Origin of the sequence: Nitrososphaera sp. (assembly GCA_039938515.1) — an archaeon.
In the GTDB taxonomy this organism is placed as follows: domain Archaea; phylum Thermoproteota; class Nitrososphaeria; order Nitrososphaerales; family Nitrososphaeraceae; genus Nitrososphaera.
On record JBDUUL010000010.1, the window covers coordinates 182,850 to 198,993 of the forward strand.

At 53.0% G+C, this 16,144-nt stretch carries 10 protein-coding genes; 5 read left to right on the top strand and 5 right to left on the bottom strand.

Features of this window, described 5'->3' with window-relative positions:
* Nucleotides 1-44 precede the first annotated feature (44 nt).
* Nucleotides 45-2,888, bottom strand: a complete 2,844-nt coding sequence (locus tag ABI361_06085; GenBank protein MEO9320223.1) for a DEAD/DEAH box helicase — start codon at nucleotides 2,886-2,888, stop codon at nucleotides 45-47.
* A 357-nt stretch (nucleotides 2,889-3,245) separates the two neighbouring features.
* On the opposite strand from ABI361_06085, the gene ABI361_06090 reads away from it, so the two are divergent.
* Both ABI361_06090 and ABI361_06095 read left to right on the top strand, forming a co-directional pair.
* Nucleotides 3,246-3,572, top strand: coding sequence for a hypothetical protein (locus ABI361_06090; protein MEO9320224.1), 327 nt, complete (start codon nucleotides 3,246-3,248; stop codon nucleotides 3,570-3,572).
* A gap of 301 nt (nucleotides 3,573-3,873) precedes the next feature.
* Nucleotides 3,874-4,602, top strand: a complete 729-nt coding sequence (locus tag ABI361_06095) for a hypothetical protein (protein MEO9320225.1) — start codon at nucleotides 3,874-3,876, stop codon at nucleotides 4,600-4,602.
* A 196-nt stretch (nucleotides 4,603-4,798) separates the two neighbouring features.
* On the opposite strand, the gene ABI361_06100 is transcribed toward ABI361_06095, so the two are convergent.
* From ABI361_06100 to ABI361_06110, 3 genes are all read right to left on the bottom strand, one after another.
* The gene (locus tag ABI361_06100; protein ID MEO9320226.1) at nucleotides 4,799-10,240 is read right to left on the bottom strand and encodes a hypothetical protein; all 5,442 of its coding nucleotides are present in this window, start codon (nucleotides 10,238-10,240) and stop codon (nucleotides 4,799-4,801) included.
* 795 nt (nucleotides 10,241-11,035) lie between these two features.
* Nucleotides 11,036-11,518 carry a hypothetical protein gene (locus ABI361_06105; GenBank protein MEO9320227.1) on the bottom strand — a complete coding sequence of 161 codons (483 nt, stop codon included), beginning with the start codon at nucleotides 11,516-11,518 and terminating at the stop codon, nucleotides 11,036-11,038.
* A gap of 81 nt (nucleotides 11,519-11,599) precedes the next feature.
* A complete protein-coding gene (locus tag ABI361_06110; protein MEO9320228.1) occupies nucleotides 11,600-12,655 on the bottom strand; it encodes a tyrosine--tRNA ligase in 1,056 nt (351 codons plus the stop codon).
* 117 nt (nucleotides 12,656-12,772) lie between these two features.
* Here ABI361_06110 and ABI361_06115 point away from each other — a divergent pair, with 117 nt between their 5' ends.
* Together ABI361_06115 and ABI361_06120 are read left to right on the top strand one after the other, a co-directional pair.
* Nucleotides 12,773-13,525: a hypothetical protein gene (locus ABI361_06115; GenBank protein ID MEO9320229.1), complete on the top strand. Its 753-nt coding sequence runs from the start codon at nucleotides 12,773-12,775 to the stop codon at nucleotides 13,523-13,525.
* A gap of 44 nt (nucleotides 13,526-13,569) precedes the next feature.
* Complete coding sequence (locus ABI361_06120; GenBank protein MEO9320230.1) at nucleotides 13,570-14,748, top strand: hypothetical protein; 1,179 nt, start codon at nucleotides 13,570-13,572, stop codon at nucleotides 14,746-14,748.
* A gap of 3 nt (nucleotides 14,749-14,751) precedes the next feature.
* Here ABI361_06120 and ABI361_06125 read toward each other — a convergent pair whose 3' ends face one another.
* The gene (locus ABI361_06125; GenBank protein MEO9320231.1) at nucleotides 14,752-15,501 is read right to left on the bottom strand and encodes a SprT family zinc-dependent metalloprotease; all 750 of its coding nucleotides are present in this window, start codon (nucleotides 15,499-15,501) and stop codon (nucleotides 14,752-14,754) included.
* Between the two features lie 220 nt (nucleotides 15,502-15,721).
* Between ABI361_06125 and ABI361_06130 the strand changes: the two genes are divergently transcribed.
* Nucleotides 15,722-16,135 carry a hypothetical protein gene (locus ABI361_06130; GenBank protein ID MEO9320232.1) on the top strand — a complete coding sequence of 138 codons (414 nt, stop codon included), beginning with the start codon at nucleotides 15,722-15,724 and terminating at the stop codon, nucleotides 16,133-16,135.
* Nucleotides 16,136-16,144 lie beyond the last annotated feature (9 nt).

A 16,144-nucleotide genomic window follows, 5' to 3' on the forward strand; every position in this document is an offset into this window, starting at 1 on the left:
GCCATCCGGGTCGAAATTCAAAATAGTTGCTGTCCTGCTTCGGTTCAGTCGCCCCAGAATCCCCGGGTCATGACATATTGCCTCTCGGCCTCGTAAATGCTCCTAAAGACCTGCTCGTCGTCAACGTAGTTTCGCAGTATCCTTGCGGCGGTGTCCGCGCCGACGCCGTGGCCTGAAAGCACGATTATCGCCTTCTTGCCAAAATTGTTTACGAGCGACGCGACCTTCCAGGCGCGCTCAAACCTGTGGTTCTCATCTTCCTTCATTTTGCCGCCTGCAAGCCTGGTCTTGATAATCCTTGGAAGCTCGCCGTCGGACCAGAAAGTCACCGTGACCAGCCTTGAATGGCATTTCGGACACACAAGCTCGTCAGGAATCTCCCTTGTCTCCATGACGCGCTCCCATTCCGCACACCTGATGCAAATGAGCCTGTGCTTTGTCTTTTCAAGCCTTTCCTTGACAAGTTCAATGACACCCTTTTCGATGGAAAGCGGGCTTGCAGCAGCCGACTTGTTGGAGTGCTCGATTATTGTCTTGGCAAGGACTGTAAAGTCAGAGACTTCTCGCCAGTGCATCCTGACTTCTCCAGCCTTGATGGCGTCAAGAACCCTCTGAGTCTGAGCCATGTCGTACTTGTCGTGAACCAGCTCGCGTATCGACTCGGCGCTTAGCGGGGTCTTGGCATACCTGTCGTATATCATGCGGGCCACCTTTTTGTCATAGACTGCCTCGCGGCTAATCATGCCAAACCTCTTGGCTACCGTCCAGACCTTCCAGTTGATGTTATGGGTCCCTGTGAGCGCGGCAATTATCACGGGCTCCAGGTCATACGTGTCCGTAAGCGCGGCCTCGATTTTGCCTTGGCTCATTCTGGCACTCGAAGTGAGCATTATCCTGTAGGGGTCAGACCTCGACTCGACCACGTAGCCCAGCTGCGATGAAAGTATCGTCGAGAGCAGCGAGGAAATTGTGTTGTTTATCTTGCTCCCAAACGCTGAATGAATGACTATAGTATTTCTTGCAGCCAGGCTCTCGACCACAATGTTCTGCGAGTCCGGCACGACGCCAAGCTCTTTTGCAGCAGCCTGCGCGACATCTGTTGACAGTTTCAGCTGGCCGTTTGCGGCCTCGTTTCGGATCCTGCCGACCTCGTCAGCGGTCTTGACATCGACGGGAATCATTTCGCCGACCCAGTAAGGGACATTTATCGCTGCGCCTCTTAGCGGCTCCACGTTTACCACGAGCCTCCCCTCGTCGACGGCGAGAACCCTCCACTGCGAGCCCTTGAGCACAAAGACGTTTCCCCGCTCGCCGTAGTCGCCCACGAACTGCTGGTCCAGCGTGCCTATCCTGCGCTTGCTAATCGAGTCTATCACCTCGAACTTGAGCACGTGGGGTATCATGGATAAATTCTCAAAGTAATACTTGTACGCCTTTATCCTCCGGGAATACTTGCCTGCCTCGCGATCGTATCTGACTACGTTGTGGCTTGAAAGAAGTTCGATGCAGCTCTGCACGTCAAACAGCGTTATTCGCCGAAAGGGGTAGGCGCGCGTCACCAGCTCGTGCGCGCTTTCAACGTCTACCGGCTCCCTCGTCTGCATGGCAAGCCCCACAAGGTGGTGGGCGACGACATCGAGCGCGCCTTCGTGCATCTTTTGCTCCTCTATGGATCCTTTCTTCATCCGCCGCGTTATCGCGATGGCCTCTACTTCGTCATCCGGATTATTGGTAACCACGAGTCCCTTTGCAAAACTGCGCTGCTTGTGCCTGCTCCGGCCGATTCGCTGCATAAGTTTGGAGACCTGCCTCGGCGAGCCGTAATGAATGACAAGGTCGACTGAACCGATGTCAAGCCCCAGTTCGAGAGAACTCGTGCACACGACAATCCCCGCGCCGCCGGATCGCAGAGTGTCCTCTGTCTCTTCACGCATTTCCCTTGAAAGAGAACCATGATGGACGTCGACTCGTATCTCGGAATTGTTCTTCAGTATCGTGCCAAGGTACTCGGCCTCGTCACGGGTGTTGGTAAACAGAAGCACCGAGCCTTCGATCTTGCTGTCCTTGACATACGATGTGACATAGTGGGCGACATTGTTGAGCGAGCCCTGGACGTATTTCAGGTCGATGTCGTACCTCCTCATGCTGGTGTCAACCAGTGTCGCGTGCCTGCGGGTGGACCCTGAAACAAACCTGGCCGCCTCTTCAAGGTTGCCGACCGTCGCGGACAGCCCGACTCTCGTCACCCTGCTCTGCGATGCCGCCTCCAGTCTCTCGAGCCCTATCGACAGGTGGGCGCCCCTTTCGTTTGAGACGAGCTCGTGCACCTCGTCAATTACAACCCACTCTAGCGCGCTTAGTGCCGCAAGCATTTTTTCGCTAGTAAGCACCACTGCAAGCGACTCTGGAGTTGTGATAAGCACATCAGGCGGGTTTTCGACTATCTTGCGCCGAGCTTTTGTCGAGGTGTCGCCGTGGCGGATCTCGACCCTCAGTCCGTCTGACTCGGCGTATTTTACAATCCTGCGCAACACATCGTTGTTAAGTGCGCGGAGAGGAGTCACATAGACGGCCCTGATCTTGCCCTGCTCAGAGTTCAGCGGCCTTGCGGCCAGCATTGAGAAAATCGGCATCACGGCTGCCTCTGTCTTGCCAGAACCGGTCGGAGCGACCAGAAGCGAGTTTACGCCCCGCAGGATAACAGGCAGGGCCTTTTGCTGTATGGTGGTTAGAGAGGTAAAACCTTCTTTCTTGAACTTTTCAAGGGCAAGCGCTTCGTAATGCTCTATGCTACTTGTTTCGATCGCCAGCTTGGCCTGTTGAGGAGGCAGCGCCTGTGGCCGCTCTCGGTTCCTGTCTTTGTCTTGACCTTGAATTTGATCTTTCATATACCATTATTCCGAATAGGCCGACGATAAAGAGCCCAATAGCTACCCATCCGTACATGTCATAGTTGGCGATTGCGTCTGCGGCCATCAGCCTGCGGAGACCTTGCGGCACATAAATATATTATCCTTCTGGATTATGTTGAGCGCACGAGATGCAGTAGCGCATTTCAGGATACTTCTGTGATAAGCTCTGGCTCCGCAAGTTAGTATCGGCAAATCACCCCACCTCTGGCAATCTGCTTATCCTTTTACAAAATTGGCTTTGAACCACCTGCCCTGGATGAGCCATTCCTTTATTCTTTTGGGTTTGTTGGATTACCATAGAAATTATTAGATTGATTCAAAGCATATCCTGCAATGGATTCGCAACCGATAGATCTGCTGCCGCCAGAAAAAATAGCGTTTATTGCCTACAACATCGGGGTATACGAATCTGTTCAAAAATTTGGAAATCTCATAACATCTGGCAGGCTTAGCGGTATCACCGAGCCGGACAAAGTGGTAGAAATGCTGCTCGACACTGTCGCTTTTTACGATTCAGACATGATTTCTCAGCTCATAAACTCGATGATTAGGTCCCAGAGTCAGCCGCCGGACCCGCCTACAATAAGCAGGGTGTCTGCAAGCGAGGTAACAACGGTCATCAAGCAGCTGATAGCTGCCGGAGTCCCGCTCCGAGGTTAGCTGGGCTTGTTGACTGTGAGCGGAGGGATTATCGCTGAAAGCGGGCTGGTCAGATAACTGCGGATGAAACAGGGTCTAATAAGTCGAATAAAAAGGGGAAGTAAACAGACGTACAGGTGCAGACTGGCGGTGGCGCGCGTAGCCTTCCCCTTCGGTCTCTAACAAGCGTATTTGTGTACAGGATTGTTTTAAAGACGATGAAGTGGAGTTTTAGACGTTTTTTCTAGAGCTCTATGACAATATTCTATAGAATCCACGTCTATAAGATAATCTTATTACCGTGCATTCTCTCAGGCTGAGTGTGAAGATTCAACAAAAAGCAAGCATTGCAGTCCTCGGCCTGTTGGCCCTTGGAGTTGTAGCGCTGGCAGCCAATACTGGTTTCGCATCAAAAGCATACGCACAGCCGGTAACCGGCGCCCCACCGGGCATGCAGCAGGTAAGCGGCAAATACACCGACTCCTCAGTGGGACTTGAAATCACTCTGCCCGATGGGTGGAGCGGCATCCAGCTTCCTGCAACCTCGGGCGTTTCGATGGCAATGGCGGCACCGGGCGGATTCAGTTCAATGGATCAGTCAAACGGGACCGGCATGTACATTTCCGTAACTGACAAAAAGCCAATCAACGCGACCTTCCAGAACCCCGCGAGCATGCGCTCCAGTAGCTCGAGTGGCACACAGCAGTCTGACTGCAGCCAAGCCTCCTACAGCAAGACAACGGTAAACGGCATGAATGCCGCTGTAATCACTGTCCAGTGCACGGGAACTTCGCCGTTCAAGGGCAAGGGATACATCTTTCAGACCGACGCCAAGAACATAATGGTGCTCTTTGGCTCAGCTTCAGCTCCAAACTTTGACAAATACGTAAGCCAGTTTGACAGCTCTGTAAACACATTGAAGATAGCAAACACCGTCGACGTGAGCGTGCCAGTACCAGAGTTTCCAATTTCTGCAGTGTTTGGAATAGCCGCGGTCGTAGGAGTCATCGCGGTGATGGGAAGGTTCAAGGGCTTTAGAGGGACTTCCTAAACCCACTATGCCGGGGCGGCCAGCCGCTCTACCTTTTTTTACTTCTGAAAGGCCACGCGTCTTGCTCGTCTGGACAGTGAAGCTTGATTGCCTGCTCGCTGCAAAGACCTGTTGTTCCTGCTTTTCAAAATGCCTGCCGACTGATGAGTGACGATTTGCGGAGAATCAATTCGGCTGATCAGCTGCTATCGGACTATCAGGCATCGGGAGCATCGCCTCCCCTTTTGGCCCTCTTTAACAGCGCCTGCCCCTTGGCGGCAACAAGGCCCACGGCCGCTATGACACCCCCAACCGCTGCAATAATAATCGTTTCAGATGAAACCGGCGGCGTACTGGTTGCGGCGTTGGCAGCTGTCGAGTCCGCGAGCAGTCTGATATACGTGGTATTCTCGCTTCGCTGGTCGCCGTCAAAGACCGTGAACCTGAACTTGAGGGTGCTGTCGCCAGCCAGCCCCCTTGGCACGACAAACGCAGCCTTTGGCGAGGTGGCATTTAGCAGCGTGACTTTGGGCCCGTCAATCTGCTCCCAGAGATAGGTCAGCGGACCTGCTGAGTTTGCCACGGCTGAACCGTTGAGCAGAATGACGTTTGGCGCAAGCGCATCGGAAATCTCCAAGCCAGGGCCGGCGGTAGCTATGGGCGCATAGTAGAGCGGCTTTCCGATACCTCCAGTTGCAGGCCCGCCGTTGGACTCGACGGCAGAGTAGCCTTGCAGGCTGTCTGAAGGAGAGTAGAGCAAGTTGCCTCCAAAGTGGGCGTGGACGCCGGCGAGCTCACTGGTATTCTGCACTCTCGCAGAGAGCGAATAGTGCCCGTCTCGTCCAGCCGTCACAGGACCGGCCTGGAGCCCGTAAAAGTAAATCTGCCCTCCGGGGACGGGGACCCCGCTCCTCGTTGCAAGGGTCCCAAAGATATTTACCGTATTATCGCTCGCGGTTGTAAAGTTCATCGAAAGAGTGGTTGCCTGACTCTGCACAATGATTGGAAACGGCTTGCTTGTCGAGAGAATGTTTCCCGAGCCATCGTACAGGGCGGCTGTAACGTTCGAAATATGGTCTGCACTGGTAACCGTCTCGTACCTGTGCTGATCGGACGTCCACCTTCCAGCGGAATCAACTGCAAGCTGGGCGGATTGCGTGCTCCCGTCACCCCAGTCGACAGAGACTGTAAATCCAGAAGCCGCGGCGGCTACATGCCCCGATACAGTTATGGAATCTTGGCCCCAGACGGGCGATGGTGTGCTTGCCCTGTCTATCGATATGCCGTCCAACACCATGACCCTCTGAACAGCGGTAGATGCTGCTCCGCTAGAGTCTGTCGCGGTCCAGGTCACGATGGTTAATCCAAGTGGAAAGTTGGCCGGCGCGTTGTTGGTCACGACAGGCGGGCTCCCAACGTAGCTGACTATGGGCGAGCCAAGGTCGACCTTGCTGGGCAATTCGCCTTGCGCTTCTATTGTCACATCAGGGGGAGCCTGAATTGTAAAGTCTGCTACCTTTGGCGGGCTGGGAAGTGCGCTCCCTCCGCCCCCTCCTCCGCCCCCACCACCTCCGCCGCCTGAACTCACAGGCGGAACGGTTATTGCAAATGTGGTAAAAGACAGTGATCTGGTTGCAGCCTGATACTGCGCGGTGCTGGCAAAGTTTGCAGCAGCCGTAAAGGTGCCTGCTCCCCCCGGCGCGATCGCAGTTACGCTGAATTTGCCCGAGCTGTCGGTATGGCCGGTTGCAGCAGCTCCGCCGGTCAGGCTTATGGAAATAGCCTGTCCTGCCACTCCCGCGCCTGCTGCATCGGTGTCTAAAAGTTGGCCGGATATAGACAAGGAACTCCCCGCTTGGACCGCGGGCAGAGAATTAAGCGAAATTGAAGTGGCGTGTTTTGCAACAGTAAGTACCACCATCGAACTCGTGGCCTTCACGGCGCCTGAATGTCCGACCACTTCAGCCGTTACAGAGACGGAGCCTGCAGCTGCGGAACTGTACACATGCGAAGAATTCCAGCGCCCGCTGGCAGCGGAGATCGGAATTCCCGAGGAATTCGTCCTGTCGCCCCACAAGACCGTAACAGTGTCGTCAGAGCTTCCGGACGCCGCAATGCCAGATATGCTAACGGCATCAATCCCCCACCTGACCGTCGGCGGGCTTGCAGAAGTGATGGCAATTGTCGCGCTGGGTGAAAACGATTGTACGCGCTCGTTGTTGTAGTCGAGAACGTACGCATTGCCGGCAGCATCAAACGAGATCCCGCGGGGATTTGAAAACATGCCGTCCAGACTGCCGAATATCAATGAACCAAAACTTGAGACAAACGCGCCAGTAGTCCCGTTGAACTTGTCAATCCTGTTGTTGCCATAGTCAGCAACGTAGATGGAGCCAAACTTGTCTGCGGCTAAACCAGTCGGGCCAAGCAGCTGACCATTCGACATCCCTTTGGAGCCAAACTGCCTGACAAGCGCGCCTGATGCATTGAACTCAAATACGCTGTTTGTAGCGTTGTCTGATACAAACAAGTTGCCGATGCGGTCGATGGCGACGCCAGAGGGCGATTCAAGCAAGCCGGTTTCAAATACCGAAAGGGGGTTAAGGCTTGAGTCAAACTCGGCAACATAGTGGAATACCTGATCACCTACGAATACATTGCCATTGCCGTCAACAGCCAGTGAGCTCGCATCTCCGATGCTGGTGTGAGTGGAGGCAAGCTGTGAGCCATTGAAATCGAACTTGAAAAGCATGTTGTCATCTCGGACGGCATAAACGAAGCTGTTAGCCGAGTCCGCCGCAATGGCCTTTGGACCGCTAAAGCTCCACTCGCCGGCAAAGGTGCCGTTCGTAAAGAATTTCTGAATTCGATTGTTTCCCGTGTCTGCAACATAGACGATATTTCTTGCCGAATCGACAGCGATACCTTGTGCGGAGACAAGTTGGCCGTTGCCGCTGCCAAACGAGCCCCATGCGGACTTGAATGCAAAGCCGTTTTGAAATATTTTGCCCTCTGCGTATGCTGTGGAGTTGGCGAAAACGCTGGGGGCGAACACCTGTATCCTGTGGTTGTTAAGGTCGGCCACGTATGCACTGCCTGTGCCGTCAAAAGAAATTCCCTGCGGGTTTGAGAACATCCCGTTGCGGTCGCCGTAGATGTACGACCCAAACTTGGAAACAAACGCGCCAGTAGTCCCGTTGAACTTGTCAATCCTGTTGTTGCCATAGTCAGCAACGTAGACAGAGCCAAAGGGGTCAACTGCAACCTGTCCGGGAAGGTAAAGCTGGCCGTCAGAATGACCCAGAGAGCCGAACTGCCTTACAAAACCGCCGGTGTTATTGAACTCGATTACCGAACCCCTTCCTTGGTCTGAAACGAATACATTTCCGCGGCCGTCAATCGCTATTCCAGCTGGCGACGAAAAGTACGACGAGTTGCCGATGTTCCCTAGCGCACGGAGGTCGCTTCCAAACTTGGCTAGATAGTGATTGGTAGGGTTGGCAACATAAATGTCGCCGGCATTATCGACGGCAACACCGTTTGCGGTTCCGATATTCGTATGCGTGTTTCCGTGCTGGTTGCCAAGGCTGTCGAACTTGAAAAGATAGCTGTCGTTTCTTATCGCGTAAAGCACGTTTCTTATCGGGTCAAAGGCGATGCCCCTTGGACCTGCAAAGGGCCAGCTCGTGACGAAGGTTCCGTTGGTGTAGAACTTTTGTATAGCGCCACTGCCGCTATCTGTTACGTAAACAAAGCCGCGCGCCGCGTCGACAGCAACATGGTAGGGCTCGCTGAAGGATCCGTTTGAAGTACCATACGAACCCCATTTATTTACAAACTTGAATTGCCCCGGAAAAGTCTGGCCCAGATCATTGGCCGTCACGTTAGCGGGCGTCTGGGGTGCGAACACCTGTACGCGGTGGTTGTTAAAGTCTGTGACGTAGGCGTTTGCAGCTGCGTCAAATGCAATATCCGCGGGGCTTGAGAACATGCCGTCAAGGCTGCCGAAGCTGTGGGAGCCAAAACTGGTTGAATACGTCCCTGTAGTGGAATTGAAGCCCTCTATCCTGTTGTTGCCATTGTCTGCCACATAGGCAAATCCAAACGGATCGACACCAATGCCCGTTGGACCCAGCAGCCTGCCGTTTGCGGTGCCAGTCCCGCCGAACCGGCTGATTTCAGCGCCGGTGGAGTTGAAGCGAACTATGCTGTTTGCGCCCGTGTCGACCACGAGGACGATGCCATGCCGGTCGATGGCAACAGCTGTAGGGGATGACAGGGAGCCACTTCCAAGCGTGCCGATGGGAATCAGGTTGGTATCAAATTTTGCAACACGGCGCGCGGTCGGATCAGCAACATAGACGTTGCCAGCATTGTCTATCGCCAGGCCGTCTGCGGTTGTAATGTTGGCGTGAGTCGTTCCGATAATTGTGCCATTGCCATAAAACTTGACGAGCGTGTCATCGCCCCTGATTGCAAAGACCGTGTCTCTTGCCGGATCGACAGCAATCCCCTTTGCGCCTGCAAGGGCCCATCTTGCAATGAAAGTGCCGTTGGTGTAAAAGCTATCGACAAATCCGCCAACGCTGTCGGTAACGTACGCCAACCCGTGAGCCTGGTCGACAGCGACGTGGTATGGCCCGAGGAACTGACCGTCACCGACTCCAAACGAGCCCCAGGCTCTGCTGAATTTCATGTCGCCGGCGTAAATTTGCGACTTGAGGTATGAGCTCACGTCAATGGGGGGCGACGGGGAATAAACCTGGATCCTGCCATTGCCAGAGTCAAGGACAAAGGCATTTCCAGAACCGTCGACGGCAATCCCGAGCGGCTGGTTGAATTGTCCTGTAGAGTTTCCTAGCCCCGAGCCGAAGCTTGCAGCCGCGCTCCCGTTTTCAAAGAATACCTCGACCCTGTTGTTGCCGGAATCTGCAACAAGGACTGCTCCGGTCAGGTCGACTGCAATGCCTCCCGGAGCACTGAGCTGGCCAACGCCGCTGCCATTACCCGCAAAGTGATTGACCGATTGATACGTGCTGTTGAACTCAAATATGCTCCCTGTTGCTTGGTCTGCCACAAACAAGTTGCCGGTGCCGTCAAATGCCATTCCTGTCGGGCTTGCGGGCGACTCGAATGAACCCAGCAGGTTCAGATTGGAGTCAAACCTTGCAATATGGTGGCTAACAGGATCTGCAACTAACACATCGCCCGAGTAGCCAACAGCAACTCCGCTTGCCATCGTGATGTTGGCGTGTGTAGATGCAAGCTGGGTGCCGTTGGAATCAAACTTGATTAGTGTATCGTCGTTCCGGACAACGTAAACGACGTTTCTTAACGCGTCAACAGCAATGCCTTTTGGTCCGGTAATATTCCACTCTCCTGCAAACGTCCCGTTTGTGATGAATTTTTCGACGCGGTTATTGCCTGTATCAGATACGTATGTGATGTTTCTTGTCTGGTCAAAGGCAAGGGCCTGCGTGCTGCCAAGCTGGCCCGTAGCATTGCCCCGCGATCCCATGGTGAAACTGTAATTGTAGGCCGAAGCTGCATGGACAGGTGTTACTGGAATAATTGGAACAAATGCCGCCGCTGCAAGCGCGAACGCAAGAACCCATCTCAGGCACCTGGAACTTACTTTGCGAGTGTCTCTGGTTCCCATTCTATTCTCCGCTTACCCTGTGATTGCGACCTATGGCCAAAGGCAACTTTAGTGACCTAAGATTTTTCCGGTACAAGTATTTATCCATTACAGCATTCAATGCAGGAAGATAGACGCAATTCTGCCGCCGAATAGCAAATCGTGCTTGCGAAAACCTGCCAAATCTTTCCTATAGGCCCTCCAGCGCCCGGATGTCCGTCCCTACAAGCCGCATTGTAGATGTTTTCTCTGTGGTTAAAACTGCGTTACTCGTCGTGTCAATTGCCACAATCAAACCGAGGCCTTGGGATGCTCTGCTTGCTATCATGCACGCCGGGCAGTCCGAACATCATCACACCCGATCCAGGCAATCGCGCCTCCAAAGGCGATTCGCATGCTGCATGTCAACTAGAAAAATACGATTTTCCAGATTAGTTCAGCCCATCCGGGGCGGTTGTGTGTAATGCATTATTACTACAGGCAAGTCTTGTGTGAAGATTGTTTTGCGCTAAAAACCCAGTAGCCGCGGCGACAGTTCAATTCTGGAAAAACTAGCCGCTTTTCAGCCATTTTATGGTCATACTCGATATCAATCGCATCTCACTGTGTGTGTTTACCATAGAAACGTTCAGACATTGACTCGGAGGGGGAGTTTGGTCGCTCCCCTTTCGGTTCTTCAACTTTCATCAAAAAGTCAAAAGCGCCAGTAAATCTTGCAAGTCTTGGGTATGCGTCGCACTGCAACAGTCTGTCAAATGCTCGCACCCCTGCTAAATTCTCTCTAGACCCTAGCTGTTCTTGCGGAAACCGAAGGCCCTAGCCTGTACTGCGCTCGTGCAGCCTGGTCGCCTGTGCCATGACATTAATACAAACGAAAAATAGCCCCCAGGCAGTCGCGGAACCTATCATCGAAGCCTGGTACGCTTCAAAGTTGAGTCCAAGCAGCTCAAACTGTATGAAGAACCTGACAATGGCGTAGACTGCCTCGGAGACAGAAAATGATGCAAAGAGCTTTTTCAGGTCACTCTTTACCTGCCTGATGTCTCGCTTTCCAGTCTCGCTGTCGATATACTTTTTCCGGTTGTCAAGGTAAAACAAAATCCCAAAGAGGGGAAGATAAGCCGCGTATTCTGTCCCTAGCGCGGCAAAGGATATCTCGATGTCATTTTTGCCGACCTGGTTGTACGAGAGCTGGGAGACAGAAGCGCTTGCTATAAAACCTGCGATTCCAGAGATGATGAGATTTTTGTTGAAAAGAATAGCAGCGCGGTACCTGCTGCAAAAGCTGGCGCCGCTCAATCTTCACTCTGTCAAAATAACGGTATTAAAAAGCATACAAGGCGGCAAAATTAGTCCCTTCATCGCTGGCAACAGAATCTGCTAACTGCCTGACGGAAGTTTTGGCTCGCGGCCCCTGAAGTGCTTTTGCACCGGCTCGATGACTTTATTGACATAAGTGGCTGTTGCGCTTTTCAGGTCCATCGGATGAATCTTCTTCTCCCTAAACTCGACCTCGACTTCCCTGTAGCTCCCGTAGGTCACGCTGCCGCCGTACTTTGCCGGCCTATCAATCGTAAAGTCGTTGAATTGGTGAAAGATGACGTAGCGGACAAGTTCCAGAATCGGATTTCCCTCCGCCACGCCGATAGGGCAGAATGCCTTGCCTATCTTTTCCCTGATGGTCTTTTCGTCGTCGTGAATTAGTATTCCGCTCGCCGGCTTGCTCTTGCTCATTTTGCTTGATATCCTTGCATCCTGCTCGGCATCCTCATCAAGCCCGAGTTTTGCCGGCTCGGAAAGCCCTGGAAGAAGGTGATGGTGGATGCATACCGGCGGCTTCCAGCCCATCTTTGGGAATACTTCCCTTACAAGCATGTGGATCTTGCGCTGGTCCATCCCCGCGTGGACAATGTCAAGCCCGAGCGCCTTGATGTCAACGGATTGCATTGGTGGGTACAGCAGCTGGCCGAGGTCAACCGCGCTGGTCTCCGACCTGCCCATTATAGTAAGTGACCGCATCGTCCTTGCAAGCGTCATGTGCTTTGAAAACCGGACAAAGTCTTCCCAGTAGTTTGGCGTCTCCTTGTAAAGGTCTGAGCCCATGACGATGTTGACGCCTGGGCAAAAGAAACGGAACGCCTCAGAGTAGTACTTTGCAAATTCCTTGATTGTCTGCCAGTCGCCCCCAAGCTTGTCGTTGATGTATGTGTGCCAGTCCGCGAGAAAGACCGTGGCATGCACGCCTGCCTTGATACAGTCGTTAATCTTAAAACCGGTCAGCACCAGGCTTCCGAGGTGCAGGATACCGGAAATCTCTAGGCCGATGTAGTGGCGGGGGTGCTCCTTTGTTTCTAACAGAACCCTAAGCTCGTCATTCGTGATGACTTCTTCTGTAGGGTCGCGGGTGATAAGTCGCATCCTCTCCTCTACGTCCATCGCTCTCAGAAAACTGCCCTCTGTGGCGGTATAAATAATATTGTCAGTTCAACTAGCAGTTTCTAAAACACTCTTCTGAGTTCCTTAAATCGGATTTGGACCAGTACTTCAACCAGATTGGTTCCCAAGCTAGTGACGCTTCTGCTCGTGGCAGGACTGGTTTCGCTCTCTGTAATACCGGTTGCCAGCTCTTTTGCGCAGTCAAATCCGAACTCGAACAAGGCAAGTGCCCCGATATACAGCAATAACACGACACTCAAAGGCAATCAAACCGGCATTCCTGTCCTTGAAAAAACAAGCGACAAGGGGTTATACCGAGTGCAGCTCAAGTGGGACTCGACCACCGTCAACCCGCAGGGGGCATTTGACATGCAGGTTCTCTTCCTCAACCCTGTATCACCCCACACAAACTCGACCAATTTCCCGCAGAAAGAGTCAAACTATTCAGGCTACGGCCCTGGCACCAACAAGACCGCCATGACAGTGCCGGGAATTATCGACAGGCCTATCGCCGTGGACTCGTATGACCTTACAATCTATGACACGCAGGGAAAGGTGCTTTTCCAAAAGGCCCACCAGCCAGGCGCGGCTAGCGCAAGCGGCGTGACCGTGACACTTGGAAACTATACCGGGCCTGTAACCCTGGACATCTCTAACATCAAGGCTGCTGCTAACGCTCTGGGCACTACTACTGCATCTAACAGCACCACATCAAGCGGAGGCCAGCAGACCACAGACTCGGTCAAGTTCTCTGCCACAGTCGCTCCCGAGTTCCCGATTGGAACGGTGTCAGTTGCGGCAGGCATAATGCTGATTGCCATCATCGCGACATACAGGCTGAAGAGAGGAACGGGCGCTCCTCTACCCTAACATTTTCTTGAAACCGATATATCGCATGTTCAGGGCACATAACCATGACAGATATTATATCGTGGGACAAGGCAATAGGGAAAAAAGTCAGATCAAGCGACGACCACGACCTCGGGAAAATTCAATCAATTACCAAGGAGTACATTCAGACCAAGGATGGAACGGTCTCCAAGAAATATTACTACATACCAAAGTACTACATCAGCGGCTATGACGGTGACCATATCTGGGTGTCCATAACCAAAGACCAGGCAAAGGCCGAGTTTGAAGGCGAAAACGCCCCCAACATCACCTCATGGGACACGCCAACCTACATCGAGAGAAGGACGCTTGTCATGAGAAACAACCCGGACTTTGAATCCAACATTCCCCTATACACGCCTCCTGGGACTCGGGTTCCGGCGGCGCCATCAAGGCTTGACGAAGGCGTGCCGATGGCATGGGACAAGGTAATTGACAAAGATGTCAAGTCAAGTGACGACCGCGATCTTGGCGAAGTCAAATCCATTGCTCCGCACTACATCGAGGTCGAACATGGCGTCACTAACAAAAAGCACTATTTTATTCCAAAGAACCTAGTGCAGGGCTACGACGGCCACAAACTGTACGTCGCGCTTCCCAAAGACGACATCAAGTCCCGGTATGAGCGAGAGTCTCCGCCAAGTCCGGAAGAAATTGCAAGCCCCAAGTTCTACGGGGTGGAAACGTCAGAGCAGATCCCGACAGTGCACGGAGTTCCTTGGATGGCAAAGGAGCCGGACACCCCGGTGAACGTTGATTATTCCGGAACCACCTACAATGTTCCATGGGACCAGCTAATACACAAACATGTTCGCACGACGGACAATGTGGAGGTGGGCTACGTCGAGCGCATAGGCAACGAATTCATCGTGGTGCGGGAAGGGGTCGCCGACGTTCACATCTATTACGTGCCCAAGACCTACATTAAAGAGTATGACGGCGCCCAGCTGTGGATAGACGCTCCAAGTGGCCTCGTGAGGTCCAAGTTCGAGCTAGAAAGGGAGCCGGCAGCAGAAGAGCTCAGGGCCATGGCAAGGGAAGCGCCGCGGTACAGAAGGGCCAAAGTGTATGCTTCTCCTGCAAGCGCAATGGCTAGCGAGGCGCCCTCGCAGAGGATATCCGGCGAGCCGAGCACCGTCGTAGTGGAGCATGAAGTCGAGCTGGACAAGGTCGAACCTGACGCAACCACATTCGAAGAATAGGCTCTATCGCGTCAGCGAATCTATTTTTATCACGGGGGCGTGGTCGACAAGCCACGCTCTGTGTTTTTTGTATTCCGGATCTGCCGCCGCTACCAGCTCCCAGAATTTTCTCGAATGGTCCAGCCTTACAAGATGCATGAGCTCGTGAATCAACACGTACTCTGCAACCTCTCTAGGCGCGGCGCACAGCAGAAGGCTAAAGTTCAGGTTGCCTTGCCGCGAGCAGCTTCCCCACCTTGAGCTTAAGTCTTTGACAAGCACGCGGTTGTACTGCAGTCCGTGCTTTGCTGCAAGCTCGGGCAGCCTTGCCGTTACAAGCCTTCTAGTCTCGGCACGGTACCATTCCTTGACGGCTTTTTTTGCATCGCGGAGGTCGCGGACGTGAAAAGTTATCTGTCGCATAGACTCTGAGACCGTGACAAAGTGCTGCCGGTCTCTGACAAGGCTGATCCTGTATCTTTCGCCAGAGTAGTACAGCGTGCCCGGCTCATGCGGCCCGCACTTTTGCACGATCTTTTCATAGTATTTGTAGTTGCGGAGAATCCAACTTTTTCTCTCTTGGATGAATGCTTCCACTTCGGCGGGAGTAACCGTGCCCCTTCTGTTGCCTGTAGGAAGAACCAGCTGTACTCCCGAGATGCTGCAAACTATTCGCAAACGCCTCGAGCGGGTACTTGTCCGGACAGCAATTGGTATCTTTGTGCCATCGGGAAAATCGAGCTGAATTGGAAGGGCAAGCAAAAGCCGGTTCAAGATTAAGGCGCCGGCTAAAGAATTTTCTCGTGCTTTTGAATCAAAAGTATTCGCCAATAACGGTGAACATGACTGCAAGAGTTTTGGTACGCGTGGAGCGCAAATGTTCAGATGCAAATGACCGCTAGTTTAAAAAAATCGACAATCTCACAATGCCCGGACTGGCAGACCAATCAGCGAGTGTTGTATATCTAAATACTAGTTCCATGTGAGCAGACTAGTGTGCGCAGCCATGTCCGCTCTGGCCCAGCACGTGCTGGATCTTGATAAATCCGTCCGTTCTTGCGGTATCGTTGACAGACTCGGCAACGTCATTGCTTCAAAGTACAGGGCAGATTTTAAACCGCTGCTAGATGACCGGGAAACTGAGCGCCATGCAATTACATGGGCCATCAGAATGTCACACCCTCAATCCTGGGAAAAGAACCTGGGCTCTACAAGGTATATTCTGACCAGATATGAAAGGGCAATAAGGACTATCATACCAATGACCTCGGCGCAGGTGATGGTCATGGTGTGCTTTGATACCGACATCGATAACTTTGACAGTATACTGATGCGAAGCATTGTGCCATATCTGGACGAGGCATTTGATGAGGGCCGCACGGGCGCAGCTATCCATGCGGCAAGTTAGGCGCCAGGT